The 17343-nt window shown below is 72.5% G+C and carries 14 protein-coding genes and 1 pseudogene; 3 read left to right on the forward strand and 12 right to left on the reverse strand.

Annotated elements, in window-relative coordinates; all coding sequences use genetic code 11:
- Positions 1–146: 146 nt before the first annotated feature.
- From ACZ45Q_RS08325 to bldG, 3 genes are all read right to left on the reverse strand, one after another.
- Positions 147–2564 (reverse strand): sodium-translocating pyrophosphatase, encoded by a 2418-nt coding sequence (locus ACZ45Q_RS08325; protein ID WP_468256757.1) that lies wholly within the window; start codon positions 2562–2564, stop codon positions 147–149.
- Between the two features lie 330 nt (positions 2565–2894).
- Entirely contained in the window at positions 2895–3323 is a 429-nt protein-coding gene (locus ACZ45Q_RS08330; RefSeq protein WP_468256759.1) for an ATP-binding protein, read from the reverse strand.
- 114 nt (positions 3324–3437) lie between these two features.
- On the reverse strand, positions 3438–3779 hold the full coding sequence (bldG, locus tag ACZ45Q_RS08335) for an anti-sigma factor antagonist BldG (RefSeq protein WP_003975386.1): 342 nt from the start codon (positions 3777–3779) through the stop codon (positions 3438–3440).
- 81 nt (positions 3780–3860) lie between these two features.
- Between bldG and ACZ45Q_RS08340 the strand changes: the two genes are divergently transcribed.
- A complete protein-coding gene (locus tag ACZ45Q_RS08340; protein ID WP_468256762.1) occupies positions 3861–6461 on the forward strand; it encodes a DEAD/DEAH box helicase in 2601 nt (866 codons plus the stop codon).
- On the opposite strand, the gene ACZ45Q_RS08345 is transcribed toward ACZ45Q_RS08340, so the two are convergent.
- The 7 genes and pseudogenes from ACZ45Q_RS08345 to ssd form a co-directional block, all read right to left on the reverse strand.
- Positions 6406–6762: an Rv3654c family TadE-like protein gene (locus ACZ45Q_RS08345; protein ID WP_468256765.1), complete on the reverse strand. Its 357-nt coding sequence runs from the start codon at positions 6760–6762 to the stop codon at positions 6406–6408. The two genes, ACZ45Q_RS08340 and ACZ45Q_RS08345, sit on opposite strands and share 56 nt — an antisense overlap.
- A 305-nt stretch (positions 6763–7067) precedes the next feature.
- A pseudogene (locus tag ACZ45Q_RS08350) lies at positions 7068–7427 on the reverse strand (TadE family type IV pilus minor pilin); the annotation flags it as partial.
- Entirely contained in the window at positions 7414–7602 is a 189-nt protein-coding gene (locus tag ACZ45Q_RS08355; protein WP_468256767.1) for a DUF4244 domain-containing protein, read from the reverse strand. The gene ACZ45Q_RS08355 and the pseudogene ACZ45Q_RS08350, both read right to left, overlap by 14 nt.
- Positions 7603–7710: 108 nt before the next feature.
- Positions 7711–8520: a type II secretion system F family protein gene (locus ACZ45Q_RS08360; RefSeq protein WP_468256769.1), complete on the reverse strand. Its 810-nt coding sequence runs from the start codon at positions 8518–8520 to the stop codon at positions 7711–7713.
- Entirely contained in the window at positions 8517–9392 is an 876-nt protein-coding gene (locus ACZ45Q_RS08365) for a type II secretion system F family protein (RefSeq protein ID WP_468256772.1), read from the reverse strand. Before ACZ45Q_RS08365 ends, ACZ45Q_RS08360 begins: the two co-directional genes overlap by 4 nt.
- Before the next feature lie 103 nt (positions 9393–9495).
- Positions 9496–10665 carry a TadA family conjugal transfer-associated ATPase gene (locus tag ACZ45Q_RS08370; RefSeq protein WP_468257523.1) on the reverse strand — a complete coding sequence of 390 codons (1170 nt, stop codon included), beginning with the start codon at positions 10663–10665 and terminating at the stop codon, positions 9496–9498.
- A 158-nt stretch (positions 10666–10823) separates the two neighbouring features.
- Positions 10824–11960 carry a septum site-determining protein Ssd gene (gene ssd, locus ACZ45Q_RS08375; RefSeq protein WP_468256774.1) on the reverse strand — a complete coding sequence of 379 codons (1137 nt, stop codon included), beginning with the start codon at positions 11958–11960 and terminating at the stop codon, positions 10824–10826.
- A gap of 603 nt (positions 11961–12563) precedes the next feature.
- On the opposite strand from ssd, the gene ACZ45Q_RS08380 reads away from it, so the two are divergent.
- Positions 12564–13409, forward strand: a complete 846-nt coding sequence (locus tag ACZ45Q_RS08380; RefSeq protein ID WP_468256777.1) for an HAD family hydrolase — start codon at positions 12564–12566, stop codon at positions 13407–13409.
- A gap of 404 nt (positions 13410–13813) precedes the next feature.
- Here ACZ45Q_RS08380 and ACZ45Q_RS08385 read toward each other — a convergent pair whose 3' ends face one another.
- Positions 13814–14638, reverse strand: coding sequence for a Fic family protein (locus tag ACZ45Q_RS08385; protein WP_468256780.1), 825 nt, complete (start codon positions 14636–14638; stop codon positions 13814–13816).
- 101 nt (positions 14639–14739) lie between these two features.
- On the opposite strand from ACZ45Q_RS08385, the gene ACZ45Q_RS08390 reads away from it, so the two are divergent.
- Positions 14740–15726 carry an ATP-binding protein gene (locus tag ACZ45Q_RS08390; RefSeq protein ID WP_468256783.1) on the forward strand — a complete coding sequence of 329 codons (987 nt, stop codon included), beginning with the start codon at positions 14740–14742 and terminating at the stop codon, positions 15724–15726.
- A gap of 1 nt (position 15727) precedes the next feature.
- Here the strand turns inward: ACZ45Q_RS08390 and ACZ45Q_RS08395 are convergent, their stop codons facing one another.
- Complete coding sequence (locus ACZ45Q_RS08395; RefSeq protein ID WP_468256786.1) at positions 15728–16996, reverse strand: polysaccharide deacetylase family protein; 1269 nt, start codon at positions 16994–16996, stop codon at positions 15728–15730.
- Positions 16997–17343: the final 347 nt, after the last annotated feature.

Consider the following 17343-nt stretch of genomic DNA (forward strand, 5'->3'; position numbering starts at 1 on the left):
ATTGCAGCCATTTGCACCAAGCGGAGGGGACGAGAGAAGGCTCACGGCACCGGCGCGCACCCGCACGACACGGGCGGGCGGCACGCCAATGCGCGCCGCCCGCCCGCGCCTTGGGCCGCGCCCCGCGGCCCCGCACGGTGCCCGGGCTACGAAACCACCGCCGCGTCGGGGGACTTGGGGTCCCGGTCCCCGTCGTCCTCGTCGCCCACGGCGATGCCGCGCCGCTTGGAGACGTAGACCGCGCCGATGATGACCGCGGCCGCGAGGACCGCGATCAGGACCCGTACGCCGACGCTCCGGTCCGCGCCGTAGGAGAACTGGATCACGGCGGGGGCGATGAGCAGCGCCACCAGGTTCATCACCTTCAGCAGCGGGTTGATCGCCGGGCCCGCGGTGTCCTTGAACGGGTCGCCGACCGTGTCGCCGATGACCGTGGCGGCATGGGCCTCGCTGCCCTTGCCGCCGTGGTGGCCGTCCTCGACGAGCTTCTTGGCGTTGTCCCAGGCACCACCGGAGTTGGCCAGGAACACCGCCATCAGCGTGCCCGCGCCGATCGCGCCCGCCAGGAACGCCCCGAGGGGGCCCACGCCGAGCGTGAACCCGATGAAGATGGGCGCCATCACGGCCAGCAGACCGGGCGTGGCGAGTTCGCGCAGGGCGTCCCTGGTGCAGATGTCGACGACCTTGCCGTACTCCGGTTTCTCGCTGTAGTCCATGATCCCGGGCCGTTCCCGGAACTGCCGACGCACCTCGAAGACCACCGAGCCCGCCGACCGCGACACGGCGTTGATCGCCAGCCCGGAGAAGAGGAAGACGACCGCCGCGCCGGCGACGAGCCCGACGAGGTTGTTGGGCTGCGAGATGTCCATCATCAGGCTCAGCGGCGCGCCCTCGCCGCTGAGCGCCTCACCGACGTCTCTGGCGCCGGTGGCGATGGCGTCGCGGTACGACCCGAACAGCGCCGCCGCAGCGAGCACGGCCGTGGCGATGGCGATGCCCTTGGTGATGGCCTTGGTGGTGTTGCCGACGGCGTCCAGGTCGGTGAGGACCTGCGCGCCCTCGCCCTCGACGTCGCCGGACATCTCGGCGATGCCCTGGGCGTTGTCGGAGACGGGCCCGAAGGTGTCCATCGCGACGATCACGCCGACCGTGGTGAGCAGGCCGGTGCCGGCCAGCGCCACCGCGAACAGCGCCAGCATGATCGACGTACCGCCGAGCAGGAACGCGCCGTAGACGCCGAGGCCGATCAGCAGGGCGGTGTAGACGGCCGACTCCAGGCCGATGGAGATGCCGGCCAGGACGACGGTGGCGGGACCGGTGAGCGAGGTCCTGCCGATGTCCCTGACGGGCCGCCGGGTGGTCTCGGTGAAGTAGCCGGTGAGCTGCTGGATCAGGGCGGCCAGCACGATGCCGATGGCCACCGCGACCAGCGCCAGGATCCGCGGGTCGCCGCTCTTGCCCACGATCGCCGCGTCCGTGACGCCGTCGAGCTCGGAGTACTTCCCCGGCAGATAGGCGAACACGGCCGCCGCCACCAGCACCAGCGAGATCACCGCGGAGATGAAGAACCCGCGGTTGATCGCGCTCATGCCGCTGCGGTCGGCGCGCCGCGGGGCCACGGCGAAGATCCCGATCATGGCCGTGACCACGCCGATGGCGGGCACGAGCAGCGGGAACGCCAGTCCCGAGTCGCCGAAGGCCACCTTGCCGAGGATCAGCGCGGCGACCAGCGTCACGGCGTAGGACTCGAAGAGGTCGGCGGCCATGCCCGCGCAGTCGCCGACGTTGTCGCCCACGTTGTCGGCGATGGTCGCGGCATTGCGCGGATCGTCCTCCGGAATGCCCTGCTCGACCTTGCCGACCAGGTCGGCGCCGACGTCGGCGGCCTTGGTGAAGATGCCGCCGCCCACCCTCATGAACATCGCGATCAGCGCCGCGCCGAGGCCGAAGCCCTCCAGGACCTTCGGCGCGTCGGCCGCGTACACCAGCACCACGCAGGAGGCGCCCAGCAGGCCCAGTCCCACCGTGAACATGCCGACGACGCCGCCCGTGCGAAACGCGATCTTCATCGCTTTGTGCGAGACGAGAGTGAGATCCTTTTTCGGTTCTCCGGGCGCCGGGGTCGCTTCCCGCGCCGCCGCGGCCACGCGCACATTGCTGCGCACGGCGAGCCACATGCCGATATAGCCGGTGGCCGCCGAGAACGCGGCGCCGATCAGGAAGAACACCGATCGCCCGGCCCGCTGATTCCAGTCGTCCGCGGGCAGCAGCATGAGCAGGAAGAACACGACGACGGCGAATACGCCGAGCGTGCGCAACTGCCGGGCCAGATAGGCGTTGGCGCCTTCCTGGACGGCTGCCGCGATCTTCTTCATGCTGTCGGTTCCCTCGCCCGCCGCGAGCACCTGGCGCACCAGGATGCCCGCGACCACCAGCGCGGCCAGTGCCACGGCGGCGATGACCGCCACCATGGCGCGGTTGCCGTCGGTCAGCACGGCGGCCGCGAGGACCGAGGGGTCGCCCAACTGATGAGGGTCCAACTGAGAGGTGGAAAGCTCCGCCATTCGTCCTCCTTGACGCTTGGGCTGAGCTCAAGATGTGGACGGATTGTAGGTAACCGGAACCTGATCAAAACAGTGCGCGACAAATGGAATTGGCCTGCCAATCGGAAAGAGGTAATGCCCTAAAAGCATTGAGGGCGCATTGCGGATGATCGGCGATGCGATCGGGCAGCCGTGATCCAATTGTCGTGCGGATCGGTCGTGAATTCATTCACTTATCGTGCACACGCACCCACTGTATGCGTGAGCTGCGGTTTCCGCACATGACAAAGGGCCCTACGAGGTAGGGCCCTGGGTGTGCCGTGGGTGGGGACGGGCGACGGGGCCCGGGTGTCAGGCCATGGGAACGATCGGAGGCGTGGTCGGCCAGGTCATACGGATCAGGCCGCCGTCCTCCCCGGCCGTGACCTCCACGTCGTCGACGAGTCCGCTGATGACCGCGAGGCCCATCTCGTCCTCCTCGGCCTCCACGTCGTCGCCGGCGCCGGGGGTGCCGCCCCCGGGGGCCGCGTGCGGCGCCTCGTCGCCGACCTCGATGGAGAACTGCTTCTCCTCCTCGATCAGCGCCACCTTCACCGGCGCCGTGATGCCCACGCTCTGATGCAGTCCGACGGCCCTGGAGCAGGCCTCACCGACGGCGAGCCTGACCTCGTCGAGAACGGCCTCGTCCACTCCCGCCCTGCGTGCCACGGCAGCAGCCACCAGACGGGCGGTCCGCACATGCTCGGGCAGCGCGCTGAAGCGGAGTTCGACGGTGGCCATGCATCCCCCTCTGAGCTACGGGCGTGCTGTCGGGGGGCCAGGCCGCCGACAGCCCGGCCCCCCGGTTCGACTCGGCGTCCCGTGCCCCTCGGGGCCCGGGACCGGTGCCGGTCGTCAGTCGGTGGCCGCCACCGCTTCCTCGACCGAGGTGTGGATCGGGAACACCTTGGTGAGGCCGGTGATGCGGAAGATCTTGAGAATGCGCTCCTGGTTGCAGACCAGGCGCAGCGAGCCCTCGTGGGCGCGCACCCGCTTCAGTCCGCCGACCAGCACGCCGAGCCCGGTGGAGTCGAGGAAGTCCACGCCCTCCATGTCGACGACGAGGTGGAAACTCCCGTCGTTCACCAGCTCGACCAGCTGCTCGCGCAGCTTGGGCGCGGTGTATACGTCAATTTCGCCACCGACCTCGACGACCGTACGATCGCCGACGGTACGGGTCGACAGGGACAGGTCCACGGATCCTCCAGCACCTTGCTATCGAGCGGTCGTCCCTCGGGACATTCGGCTTGGGAGCCCCCAGGACGGTTGCCAGCCGCGATGGCATTCAATCACTTACCGGCAGGCGTGCACGACGCCTTCCTCCCATTGTCCGTCACGCCGGTGACACACTCGATGCCGATGGCCAAGAATCACCGACCCGATCAGCCGCCGACGGACCCGCCGGGCCCCGTGTCCCGGCCGGAACCGCGCACGGTACTGGACCGGCTGGCCGCGGGACCGAGCCGGTCGTCGCGCATCACTCATACGGAGCACTTGCCCCCGCGGGCGGGTCGGCATGCCGTCTGGCCGGACCGGATTCGCCCGGAGGTCGTCGCGGCCGTGCGGGCGGCGGGCATCGAGCACCCCTGGGCCCACCAGGCACGCGCCGCCGAGCACGCGCTGGACGGCGAGTCGGTGGTCGTGGCCACCGGCACCGCCTCCGGCAAGTCCCTGGCCTATCTGGTGCCGGTGCTGTCCACGCTGCTGGACGGCTCCGAGGCGCCGAACGGGCGCGGGGCCACCGCCCTGTACCTGGCCCCGACGAAGGCGCTCGCCGCCGACCAGTGCCGTTCGGTGAAGGAGCTCTCCCAGCCGCTCGGCGCGTCGGTGCGCACCGCGGTGTACGACGGCGACACTCCGTTCGAGGAACGCGAGTGGATCCGCCAGTACGCGACCTACGTCCTCACCAACCCGGACATGCTGCACCGCGGCATCCTGCCCTCCCATCCCCGCTGGTCCTCCTTCCTGAAGGCGCTGAAGTACGTCGTCATCGACGAGTGCCACACCTATCGCGGGGTCTTCGGCTCCCATGTCGCGCAGGTGCTGCGCCGGCTGCGCCGGCTCTGTGCCCGCTACGGCGCCTCCCCGGTGTTCCTGCTGGCCTCCGCCACCGCGGCCGAGCCCGCCGTGGCCGCACGCCGGCTCACCGGGCTGCCGGTGGTGGAGATCGCCGACGACGCCTCACCACGCGGTGAACTGGTGTTCGCCCTCTGGGAGCCGCCGCTGACCGAGCTGGAGGGCGAGAAGGGCGCACCCGTCCGCCGTACGGCCACCGCCGAGGCCGCCGACCTGCTCACCGACCTCACCGTGCAGGGCATGCGGTCGATCACCTTCGTCCGCTCCCGGCGCGGCGCCGAGCTGATCTCCGTCATCGCCCAGGAGCGCCTGGCGGAGGTGGACCGGTCGCTGGCCGGGCGGGTCGCGGCCTACCGCGGCGGCTATCTCCCCGAGGAACGCCGCGCCCTGGAGCGCGCGCTCCATTCGGGTGAACTCCTCGGCCTGGCGGCCACCAACGCCCTCGAACTCGGCCTCGACATCTCCGGGCTGGACGCCGTCGTGATCGCCGGCTATCCGGGCACGCGGGCCTCGTTGTGGCAGCAGGCGGGGCGGGCGGGCCGCTCCGGGCAGGGCGCGCTGGCGGTGCTGGTCGCCCGGGACGACCCGCTGGACACCTTCCTCGTCCATCATCCCGAGGCCCTGTTCGCCCAGCCGGTGGAGTCCACGGTCCTCGACCCCGACAACCCCTACGTCCTCGCGCCGCACCTGTGCGCCGCGGCGGCCGAGCTGCCGCTGACCGACGAGGACCTGAAGCTGTTCGGCCCGGCCTGCGAGGACCTGCTGCCCCAACTGGAGGCGGCCAAGCTGCTGCGCCGCCGGACCCGGGCCTGGCACTGGACCCGCCGGGAACGGGCCGCCGACCTCACCGACATCCGCGGCGAGGGCGGGCGGCCGGTCCAGGTCGTCGAGGCCGGCACCGGCCGGCTGCTGGGCACGGTCGACGCCGGTGCCGCCCACAGCACGGTCCACGAGGGCGCCGTCCACCTGCACCAGGGCCGCACCTACCTGGTGCGCTCCCTCGACCTGGACGACGCGGTCGCCCTGGTCGAGCAGGCCGGCCCGCCGTACTCGACGGTCGCCCGCGACACCACCTCCATCTCCGTCCTGGAGACGGAGACCGAGATCCCCTGGGGCGACGGCCGTCTGTGCTTCGGCTCCGTCGAGGTCACCAACCAGGTGGTCTCCTTCCTGCGCCGGCGCCTGATCACCGGCGAGGTGCTCGGCGAGACGAAACTCGACCTCCCTCCTCGTACGCTGCGCACCCGCGCCGTGTGGTGGACGGTCACCGAGGACCAGCTCGACGCCGCCCGGATCAACCCGGAGATCCTCGGCGGCGCCCTGCACGCCGCCGAGCACGCCTCGATCGGCATGCTGCCGCTGTTCGCGACCTGCGACCGCTGGGACATCGGCGGCGTCTCCGTCCCGCTCCACCCCGACACCCTGCTGCCGACGGTCTTCGTCTACGACGGGCACCCCGGCGGCGCGGGGTTCGCGGAGCGCGCCTTCCACACGGCCCGTGAGTGGCTCACGGCCACCCGCGAGGCCATCGCGTCCTGCGAGTGCGACGCCGGCTGCCCGTCCTGCATCCAGTCCCCCAAGTGCGGCAACGGCAACGATCCTCTGCACAAGAGAGGCGCGGTGCGGCTGCTCACGGTGCTGCTACGGGGGGCTGCGGAAGCGGCGGAAGAGGCGGAAGAGTCAGAAGTGGCCGAAACGGCGGGGAGTGCGGGCGGGGTGGAGCCGGGTGCGCCTGGCCGGACGTCGGCTACGGGTGCCGGGGCGGTGGAGGAACCGCCTCCGCCGGGCCCGCCCGGGCCCTGACCTCCGCTGCGAACGGGCCGTGCCCCGACGCCGCCGTGACGTCGGAGACGCGGCCGGTGAGCACGCACCGTACGAGCCGCGTGCCCTGCGCCCGCGCGATCCGGTCGGCCCGGGCGCAGGCGGCCGTACCGCCCTCCGCCCAGTGGCCCGCCGCCGCGAGCGCGGCGAGATCGGCACCGCCGGCCGCGCGGTGCCGGGCCACGACGGCCTGCCCCAGGGCCAGAACGACGCCGAACACCAGGCACAGCACGGCGACGGCACCGACGCTCCAGACGGTGGCCGAACCGCGGTCCGACGCCACCCGGCGTCGGCGCCGGGCTTCCGACCGGACCGGGTGGCAGGGCTCCGCCCCGACCGGGTGGCAGAGCTCTGCCCCGACCGGGTGGCAGGGCTCCGCCCCGACCGGGTGGCAGGGCTCCGCCCCGACCGGGTGGCAGGACCCCGTCCGGTCCGGACGGCAGGCACCCGACTGGTGCCTTCGGCGGGGCTCCGACCCGTCTCCGCCGGGCGTCATGAGCCCGCCTCCTTCGGGCCTGAGGAGCCGACTTCCGCGGGACCCGGCGAACCGGACTCCGCCGGACCCCCTGGATAGGCCGCCGACGGGCCCTCCACCGACGCCACGGCCTCCTCCCGTACCTCGAACGGCAGCCCGCTCAGCACCGGCGGCGCGGCCGCCACGACCACCCGGACCCGGTCCGCCTCCCGGCTGACGGTGATCCGCGCGCCGCGCGGCGCCGCCTCCCTGGCGGCCGCCACGACCTCGCCGGTGCCGTCCTGCCGGGCCGCCGCGCGGGCGCCCGTCCTGGCCGCGTCCACGCACTGGATCTGCGCGGCCACCACGAGCAGGCACCCCACCAGCGCCATCGCGAAGAGCACCAGCACCGGCAGCACCACGGCCGTCTCCGCCGTCACGAACCCCTCGTCGGCGGGCCGTACCCGCAGCCGCCTCCGCTCACATCCGCGCATCGAGCGCCTGCTTCACGATGCTCTGGAGTTCCGCGCTGACCGCTCCGCTCGTCAGCACCTTGTAGAGGACCACGGCGAACGCCACCGCCGCGACGATGCCCATCGCGTACTCCGACGTGACCATCCCGGTGTCCCGCCGCGCCGCGCGCAGCCTCGCCCGTACCACCTGTCGCATGACAACCCCCGTGAGGATCGGTTCTCTTGATCGCCTGATTGCTTGCTCGCTTGCTTGCTCGTCTGTTCGGTGGCTGTTCATCAGCCCGTCCGGCCGTCCGGCCTGCCGTCATCGACCGCCCCCGCCCAGCACCCCGCCCGCCAGGGCGATGACCACCGGCAGTACGCCCACCGCGATGAACGCGGGCAGGAAGCACATCCCCACCGGTGCGGTGACCACGACGGCCGCTCTGCGCGCCCTGGCCGTGGTGGCCCGAGCCCAGTCGGCGCGGGCCTGTGCGGCGAGCCGCGCGACCGGGCCGGCCGCGGGCAGCCCGGACACATCGGCCCGCTCCAGCAGGCGTGCCAGGGCTCCCGCGCCCGGCAGTTCGGCCAGGGGCCGCCAGGCACCGCCCGGCTCACCGCCCAGCCGCACCTCCGCGGCACCCCGCGCCAGCGCCTTGCCGACCGGTCCGCCGAGGGCGTCGCCCACGGCCCGGGCGGCGGCCACCGGAGTGGCACCCGCCGTGATGCAGGCCGCCAGGAGGTCCGCGGCCAGCGGCAGTTGCCGGGCCGCGGCGGCGCCGTCGCCACCGGGGGTCGCCGAGACAGAGGCCTTGCCGCCGGCCCGCTGCCGACGCCACCACCACAGCCCGGCGGCGACAGCCGCCCCCACGACGACGCCGGTGACGCCCCCGACCAGCAGCCACCCGGCACACACCACGCCCGGCAGCGGCAGCCACGCCTGTGCGGTGCCGCGCACCCGGGCGTGCGGGCCGGTGCGCGTCCGGGCCGTGCCCAACGCCAGGGCGAGCCGCCGCCGTACCCGTCGCCCCCGGCGGCCCTCACCCAGCCGGCTCACGAGCCCGCCGCAGACCAGTACCGTCGCCAGGGCGGCACCCGCGACCGCCCCCAGCCTGTGGAAAAGTTCGCCGTTCATCCAGCCGTCTCCGCTCCCCGCACGATCCGCATCGCCCACCACAGCCCCAGTGCCTCCAGCACTCCGCCGACGAGCAGACAGCCCAGTCCCGCCCCCGTGTGCAGCAGCACGCGCAGCGGGTCGGCGCCCATGGCGTAGCCGAGGAGAAGCCCCAGAACCGGGAGGCCCGCGAGCATCACCGCCGTGGCGCGGGCGCCCGCCAACTGGGCCCGCAGGTCCAGCCGCTGGTCCCGTTCGGCGCGCAGGGCGCCCTCCAGCCGGTCCAGGCCGTCGGCCAGCCCCGCGCCCTGGTCGACCGCCACCCGCCAGCAGGCGGCCAGTCCCCGCAGGCCCTCGGCGCCGGGCTCCCGGGCCGCCGCCGCGAGGGCGCCGGGAACGTCACCGCCGAACCGGGCCGCCGCCAGCACCGGGCCCGTCAGGCCCCCGAGCCCGCCGGACTCCCGCGCGGCCCACAGCAGCGCCTCCCCGGGCTGCCGCCCCGCCCGCACCTCTCCGGCCAGCACCGCGCACAGCGCGATCACCGCCTCCTGCCTGCGGTCCCGCAGACGCCGGGCGGCGGCGGCCAGCCGGACCCTGCGCAGCACCGGCACCCCGGCGGCCCCGGCCAGCACCGGCACCGGCGAAGCCGTCGCCAGCGCCAGTGCCAGACCGGCCACCAGCGACCACCACTCGGTCCGCAGCCGCCCACGGAGCTCGCGCAGCGCGTCCACCGCCCGGCGGACGACCGGCGGTCCGGTCCCGACCGCCCCGCCGCCCGCAAGCAGCAACCTCGCCCGCCGCGCCCCGGAGTACCAATCTCCCGTCAGCCACGCCAGCGCCCCCAGACACGCCACGGCCGCGCCCATCGACAACTCACCCACCAGCTCGCTCATCCCGGTCATCAACGCCCCCGCCGATCGCCCTCAACACCCGTACTCATCGCCGCGCACCGCTTCCCGTCGCCGTCGCCGTCTCCCCCCCCAACCGCCAGCCCCGTCACCTCCACTCGGAGCCGTCCTCGCCCCGCCCCGCGCAACCACTGCTCAGCAGCTCCCGCAGCCGCTCCCAGCCCCGCTCGCGCACGAACGCCTCCGTGCCCCAGCGCAGCGCCGGAACCGTCCGCACCAGCCCCGACGGGTCCCGCTCCAGCACATGCACCTCGGCGATCCGTCGCCGCCCCGTGCGGTCCCGCACCAGGTGCAGCACCACCGACAGCGCCGCCGCCAACTGGCTGTGCAGGGCGGCCCGATCGAGCCCCGCGGCGGTGCCGAGCGCCTCCAGCCGGGCCGGTACGTCAGCGGCGGCGTTGGCATGCACCGTCCCGCAACCGCCCTCGTGACCGGTGTTGAGCGCCGCGAGCAGGTGCACCACCTCGGGACCGCGCACCTCTCCGACGACCAGCCGGTCCGGCCTCATGCGCAGTGCCTGCCGCACCAGGTCCTCGAGGGTCACCAGCCCCGCGCCCTCCTGGTTCGCGGGTCTGGCCTCCAGCCGCACCACATGCGGATGGTCGGGCCGCAGCTCGGCGGAGTCCTCGGCGAGCACGATCCGCTCCCCCGGTCGGGCGAGGCCCAGCAGTGCGCTCAGCAGCGTCGTCTTGCCACTGCCCGTCCCGCCGCTGACGAGGAAGGACAGCCGCGCCCGCACCAGGGCCCGCAGCACCCGGTCGCCGTCCGGCGGCACCGTGCCGGCCGCGACCAGCTCGTCCAGCGTGAACGCGCGCGGCCGTACCACCCTCAGCGACAGACAGGTGCAGCCGACGGCGACGGGCGGCAGCACCGCGTGCAGCCGGGTGCCGTCCGGCAGCCGGGCGTCCGCCCACGGCCGTGCGTCGTCCAGTCGCCGTCCGGCCACGGCGGCCAGCCGCTGCGCCAGTCGCCGTACCGCACCGGCGTCCGGGAAGGACACGTCCGTCAGTTCCAGGCCGCCGCCCCGGTCCACCCAGACCCGGTCAGGCGCGGACACCAGGACGTCGGTCACCGACGGGTCGCTCAGCAGCGGCTCCAGCGGGCCGCTGCCCACCAGCTCGGAGCGCAGTTGCCGGGCCGCACCGAGGATCTCGGCGTCGCCCAGCACCCGGCCCTGTTCCCGCAGTGCCTGGGCCACGCGCGCGGGTGTCGGCTCCGACCCGCTCTCGGCGAGCCACCGCCGCACCCCGTCGAGCATCCCGGCGTCGAACACGGCCCCCTCCGCCACGTCCACCGCGGCGCCGGCCACCCTCGACTCGGCAGCCCCCGAATCCGGCCCCGTCGACTCCCGTGCCGCCCTCCTCACACCGGCGCCCATCCCCGCACCGCCGAACACCCCCGCACCGGCCCCCACACTCACCGCGCCTCCCTCCCCGTCCCCGTAACCCCTGTCCCCGCCCCTGTCTCCGCCAGCGCCCGTTCCCAGAACTGCCGGCAGAAGCGGGCCAGTGGGCCCCGGCCGGTCGCGGCCGGCGGCTGCCTGGCCTCGGTCGCACGGAGCAGACCCGCCTCGGCGGGCACCTCACCGACCAGGGGCAGCCCGAGCAGCCGGGCGACCTCGCGGTCGTCGAGCCCCGGCGCGTACGGACCGCGTACCGCGAGCCGCAGGTCCCGCAGGACCATGCCGACGGCGGACGCCACCCGTCCGGCCGCCGCGACGGCGCGCAGTTCGGCGGGGACGACGAGGAGCCCGAGATCGAGCTGGGCGAGGACCTCCGCGACCCCGTCGTCGATCCGGCGGGGAAGGTCCACGACGACCGTGCCGCCCCGCCGGCGGGCGGCGGCGAGCACCGCGCGGACGGCCTGTGGCGGAACGGCGACACACTCGCCGCGGTCCCAGCTGAGCACCCGCAACGAGTGCAGCTCGGGCAGCGACTCCTCCAGGGCGCCGCCCCCGACCCGCCCGCGCGAGGCGGCGAACGCCGGCCAGCGCAGCCCCTCGGTGGTCTCGCCGCCGAGGAGCACGTCGAGCCCGCCGCCCAGCGGATCGGCGTCCACCAGGAGCGTGCGCAGCCCCTCCCGCGCGGAGGTGACGGCGAGGGCGCAGGCCAGGGTGGAGGCACCGGCGCCGCCCCGGCCGCCGATGACCCCCACGGTGAGGGCGGGCCGGCCGACGCCCTCGGTGACGTCGGCGATGCGGTCGACCAGCCACTGCTCGCCGTCCGGCAGCATCAGGACGTGGTCGGCGCCGATCTCGACCGCCCGCTGCCAGACGCCGGGGTCGTCCTGGTCGCGGCCGACCAGCACCACCCCTCGTCTGCGGGCGGGCCCGCGCCCGCGCCGTGCGGCGTCGTCGCCGACCAGGACGAGCGGCGCCGCCTCCCAGCCTGCGCCGCGCTCGGGCACCGTGGGGCGGACCTCGGGCGTGGCACCGGCCGCCGCGCACAGGCGCAGCAGGTCGTCCAGGAGATCGGCGTCCTCGGTGACGATCAGCGGTGCGGCCGGGTTTCCTCCGGCGGAGTGCGGTGGGTCATGTGTGACGGTTCCGGACATGGACTGCTTCTCCCTCTGACGGCGTCTCGTGCACCCCGTACGGCATCCCGTGCGCGCCGTACGGCATCTCGTGTGAAGAACGGGCAGCCGCTCTCCATATGAGCGACCGGTGAAAACCGGCCATACGCGTCGGACAAACGGAACCGCCCGAAGAACTCGGCGCGGCCGGGACACGTGGGAATCACGGTGCAGCGATCCGGGAAAACGTGTGGATCTTGGTGGATAACCGTGGACGACTCGACGGTTGTGAATATCGCCGTCACCCAAACCGGTGAGCTCCGGGCAGGCTCCGAGCCGCCCCTGCGCGTCTTCCGCAGAGCCAACCAGCGGCTACGCAGCGTCATGCATCATGGACATGCCAAGCAGCTCGGCGCCGGCAGCCCGGCACAGCACCACGCGGCGCACAAACCCAGGAAAACCCGCCCGGACATGCGACGACCCCCGCCGGGGGGGAGAGCGGGGGTCGTCTCCACGGCCGACTCGGGGGGGGAGGAGTCGGACCGGGTTAGCACGGTCGCGAACGATCCGTGACTTCCATGGTGTACCCGAGAGCCCTCTCAGGCAAACCCACGCGCCCCACCTTACGCCGAATGGGCTGCGCCTATGCTCGGGGTCGTGGAAAACCACTCGTCGCCCCACTCCATGCCCCGCGCAGCCGCCTTCTTCGACCTGGACAAGACGGTCATTGCGAAGTCGAGCACGCTGACGTTCAGCAAGTCCTTCTACCAAGGCGGACTGATCAACCGCAGGGCCGTCTTGCGTACCGCATACGCCCAGTTCGTCTTCCTGGCGGGCGGCGCCGACCACGACCAGATGGAGCGGATGCGCAGGTACCTGTCCGCGCTGTGCCGCGGCTGGAACGTCCAGCAGGTCAAGGAGCTGGTCGCCGAGACGCTGCACGACCTGATCGACCCGATCATCTACGACGAGGCCGCGTCCCTCATCGAGGAGCACCACACCGCCGGCCGGGACGTGGTGATCGTATCCACGTCGGGCGCGGAGGTCGTGGAGCCGATCGGTGAGCTGCTCGGCGCGGACCGCGTGGTGGCGACCCGCATGGTGGTGGGCGACGACGGCTGCTTCACCGGAGAGGTGGAGTACTACGCGTACGGCCCGACGAAGGCCGAGGCGATCCGGGAGCTGGCCGCCTCGGAGGGGTACGACCTCTCCCGGTGCTACGCCTACAGCGACTCGGCCACCGACCTGCCGATGCTGGAGTCCGTCGGCCACCCGCACGCCGTGAACCCGGACCGGACGCTGCGCCGCGAGGCGCTCGCGCGCGAGTGGCCCATCCTCGACTTCCACCGACCTGTCCGGCTCAAGCAGCGGATCCCCGGGTTCTCCGTGCCGCCGCGCCCGGCGCTCGTCGCCGCCGCCGCGATAGGCGCCGCCGCGGCCACCGCGGGTCTCGTCTGGTACGCGAGCCGGCGACGGACAGCGGTGGCCTGACCGGCGCGCGTCCGGTTTGAACCCAAAAGTAAATTTGAACCCAAAAGTAAAGAAGTGCGGTCAGGGGTTCCGCTCACCCAGGTGCTGGAGTACAAAGGAGTCAACGGCCCGCGAGACCAAGGACATCCGAGAGGATCACCTTAAGAACGCAATTGGCCCCACGGACCGAGCATGAACACCGGGCACCCACGCGACGTCGACCCGTCGATTACGGGCCAGCCGCACCAGGTGACGGGCAGAAGTTCCCGACCTGATGGGCATATATCGAGGACGCTTGGTACCCCGGTGTGCATGCCAGCGGCGGTACGAGGACTCGTACCGCCGCATCTTCGCGCCACGGACCGCAAGCCCCGGGGGCTCGCTCGGGCCGCACCGCTCAGGCCGCGCCGATCGAACCGGACCGCTCAGGCCGCGCCGCGCTGCAACGCCTCGCACACCGCCGTCGACTCCCGCGCGCCCAGCCCGACCGCCTTGCCGCAGTGGGCGATCCACGCGGCCATGCCCTGCGGCGTACCGGAGACATAGCCCTCCAGGGCCGCCAGGTAGGCCGCCCGCCCCAGCTCCGCGTGGCCGACCTCCGCGGGGCACACCGACTTGGGGTCCAGACCGCTGCCGATCAGCACGATCCGCTCCGCCGCGCGCGCGACCAAGCCGTTGTGGGAGACGAAGGGGCGCAGCGCCAGCAGCTCGCCATGCACCACCGCGGCGGTCACGAGGGCCGGCGCGGAACTGCCCGCGACGATCAGCTCGGCCAGTCCCTCCAGCCTGCCGTGCGTCTCCTCGGCGCTCGGCAGCGGCAGCTCGACCAGCGGCTCGTCCACCGGTTCGCCCGCCTGCCGGGGCCGCCCCACCGCCTCACCCTGATCGGCCGCCGCCACCAGGTGCAGCCGGGCCAGCACCCGCAGCGGCGACTGCCGCCAGATGGAGAGCAGTTGCCCCGCCTCGGCGGTCAGCCGGAGTGCCGCACCCATGGTGCGCGCCTCGTCGTCGGTGCTGAAGTCGGTACGCCGGCGCACCTCCTCCAGGGCCCAGTCCGCACCGGACAGCGCCGCCGAGCCGCGCGCGCCGCGCAGCGCCGCCTCGGAGGTGATCTCGTTGCTGCGGCGCCGCATGATCCGGTGGCCGTAGACCCGGTCCACGGACGTGCGCACGGATTCCACGGACTCGGCCACACCGGGCAGCGCGCCCAGGGCCGCGAGCGGATCGGCGTTCGCGCCTGTCGTACTCATGGGTACGACCCTACGCACCCATGGGGCCCACCCCACGATGGAGTGGTCTTCTTCACGACCGTCCACCACGCACCGGCATCGCGGCACTACGCTTGGTGAACATGAAAATTGCTTTCGTCGGGAAGGGCGGCAGCGGCAAGACCACCCTGTCCTCCCTGTTCATCCGCCACCTCGCCGCCACCGGCGCGCCCGTCGTCGCCATCGACGCCGACATCAACCAGCACCTGGGTGCCGCGCTCGGCCTCGACGAGGCGGAGGCGGCCGGACTGCCCGCGATGGGCGACCACCTCCGGCTGATCAAGGACTACCTGCGCGGTGACAACCCGCGCATCGCGTCCACCGAGACGATGATCAAGACGACTCCGCCCGGCGAGGGCTCCCGGCTGCTGCGGGTGCGCGAGGACAACCCGGTGTACGACGCCTGCGCGCGCCCGGTGGAACTCGACGGGGACACGGTCCGTTTGATGGTCACCGGGCCCTTCACGGACGCCGACCTGGGAGTCGCCTGCTACCACTCCAAGACCGGAGCGGTGGAGCTGTGCCTCAACCACCTGGTCGACGGCCGTGACGAGTACGTCGTGGTCGACATGACGGCCGGCTCGGACTCGTTCGCCTCCGGCATGTTCACCCGCTTCGACATCACGTTCCTCGTCGCCGAGCCGACCCGGAAGGGGGTCTCCGTCTATCGCCAGTACAAGGAGTACGCCCGGGACTACGGCGTCACCCTCCAGGTGATCGGCAACAAGGTGCAGGGCCCGGACGACCTCGACTTCCTGCGCGCCGAGGTCGGGGACGACCTGCTCGTCACGGTCGGGCACTCGGACTGGGTGCGTGCCATGGAGAAGGGCCGGCCGCCCCGGTTCGCCCTGCTGGAGGACGCCAACCGCCGCGCGCTGCGCCTGCTCCAGACGGCCGTCGACGTGACGTACGGACAGCGGGACTGGGCGCGCTACACGGAGCAGATGGTGCACTTCCATCTGAAGAACGCCCGCAGCTGGGGCGACGAGCGCACCGGCGCCGACCTGGCGGCCCAGGTCGACCCCGGCTTCGTGCTCGGCGAGAAGGTCACCACCGCGACGCCCGCCTGAGCTACTCCTTGGCCGCCGGCGCCCCGGGTACGCCCTTCGGCGCCGGGGCCGGGTCGGCCGACAGGAAGGACGCCCAGCCCTGCTCGGGGGCCTCGCCGACCTTCAGGGTGCGCAGCTTCTCCAGCACCTTGGGGTCCTGGGCGTCCAGCCAGTCCACGAGCTGCCGGAAGGAGACGCAGCGCACGTCCTCCTTGGTGCACACCTCCTCGATGACCTCCTCGACGGCCCGCATGTAGGTGCCGCCGTTCCAGGACTCGAAGTGGTTGCCGATGATCAGCGGGGCGCGGTTGCCGTCGTAGGCGCGGTAGAAGCCCTGGAGCAGGCCGTCGCGCATCTGGTCGCCCCACAGCTCGTGCTTGGCAGGGTCGCCCTGGGTGGTGGTGCCCGACTGGTTGACCATGAAGTTGTAGTCCATGGTGAGCTGCTCGAAGGTGTGCCCGGGGAACGGCACGAGCTGCATGGACACGTCCCACAGGCCGTGCTTCTTGTCGGGCCAGACCTGGTTCCTGACGCCGCTGGTGTCGTAGCGGAATCCGAGGTCGGCGGCGGCCTTCATGAAGTTCTCCTGGCCCTCCAGGCACGGAGTGCGGGCGCCGATCAGCTCCTTGTCGTAGTCGAAGGGCAGCGGTGCCGCGTTCTTCATGCCGGTGTTGGTCTTCCAGGTCTTCACGAACCGCTTGGCCTGGGCGATCTCGTCCTTCCAGTCCTCCACCGACCACTCGCCGACCCCGCGGCCCTCGCCGCAGAAGTGGCCGTTGAAGTGGGTGCCGATCTCGTTGCCCTCGAGCCAGGCCAGGCGCAGCTGCTCGACGGTGTCGGCGATGCCCTCCGCGTCGTTGAAGCCGATGTCGGAACTGCCGGGGGAGTGCTGGGGCGGCCGGTACTGGTCCCGCTTCTCCTCCGGCAGCATGTACACGCCGCTCAGGAAGTAGGTCATCGTCGCGTTGTTCTCTTTGGCCACCTTGCGGAAGTGGGAGAACAGCTTCTGGCTGTCCTCCCCCGCGCCGTCCCAGGAGAACACCACGAACTGCGGGGGCTTCCGGCCGGGCTTGAGACGTTCGGGCTTCGGCAGGTGCGGCTGTGCTCCGGTGTACGCCGTGGAGCCGTCACCGATCAGCCGGATGGCGCTCTTGGGCGCGGGGGCCTGCTTCTCCTTCTGCGGGCCGTGCGCCCCTTCCCCGGAATCCGTGCCGGTTCCGCAGCCGGCGAGCGATGCGGCGCAGACCGCTGCGATCGCGGTGCCCGCGGCGATCCTGTGGGTGGCGGCCATGTTCCGCCCACCTTCTTCCTTCTCTCGGGCCAACGCTGATGAGAGCGATGTCGGGTGCTGTGCCGGGAGGTGCCGTCAGCGCGGCCAAGGTCGCACGGGACCGAGAAGGAATTAGTACGACAAGCCGATCAAATAGCTGATTCACTCATCTGAGCAGGGCATTAGGCCATTTGCGTGGAATATCTATGCTCGCCTTTTACTCTGCATTACGATCCATTTACTGAGCGTATTCACGAATCGCCCTCATGTGCGACTCGTCATGCGCTCCTGCATCCCGCCGCTGTACGCCGTGACCCACGGCCGCGACACCCCCGCACCGCGGGGGTCCCCCACGAACCGCGACCGCG

The organism is Streptomyces sp. NPDC031049, assembly GCF_055571015.1.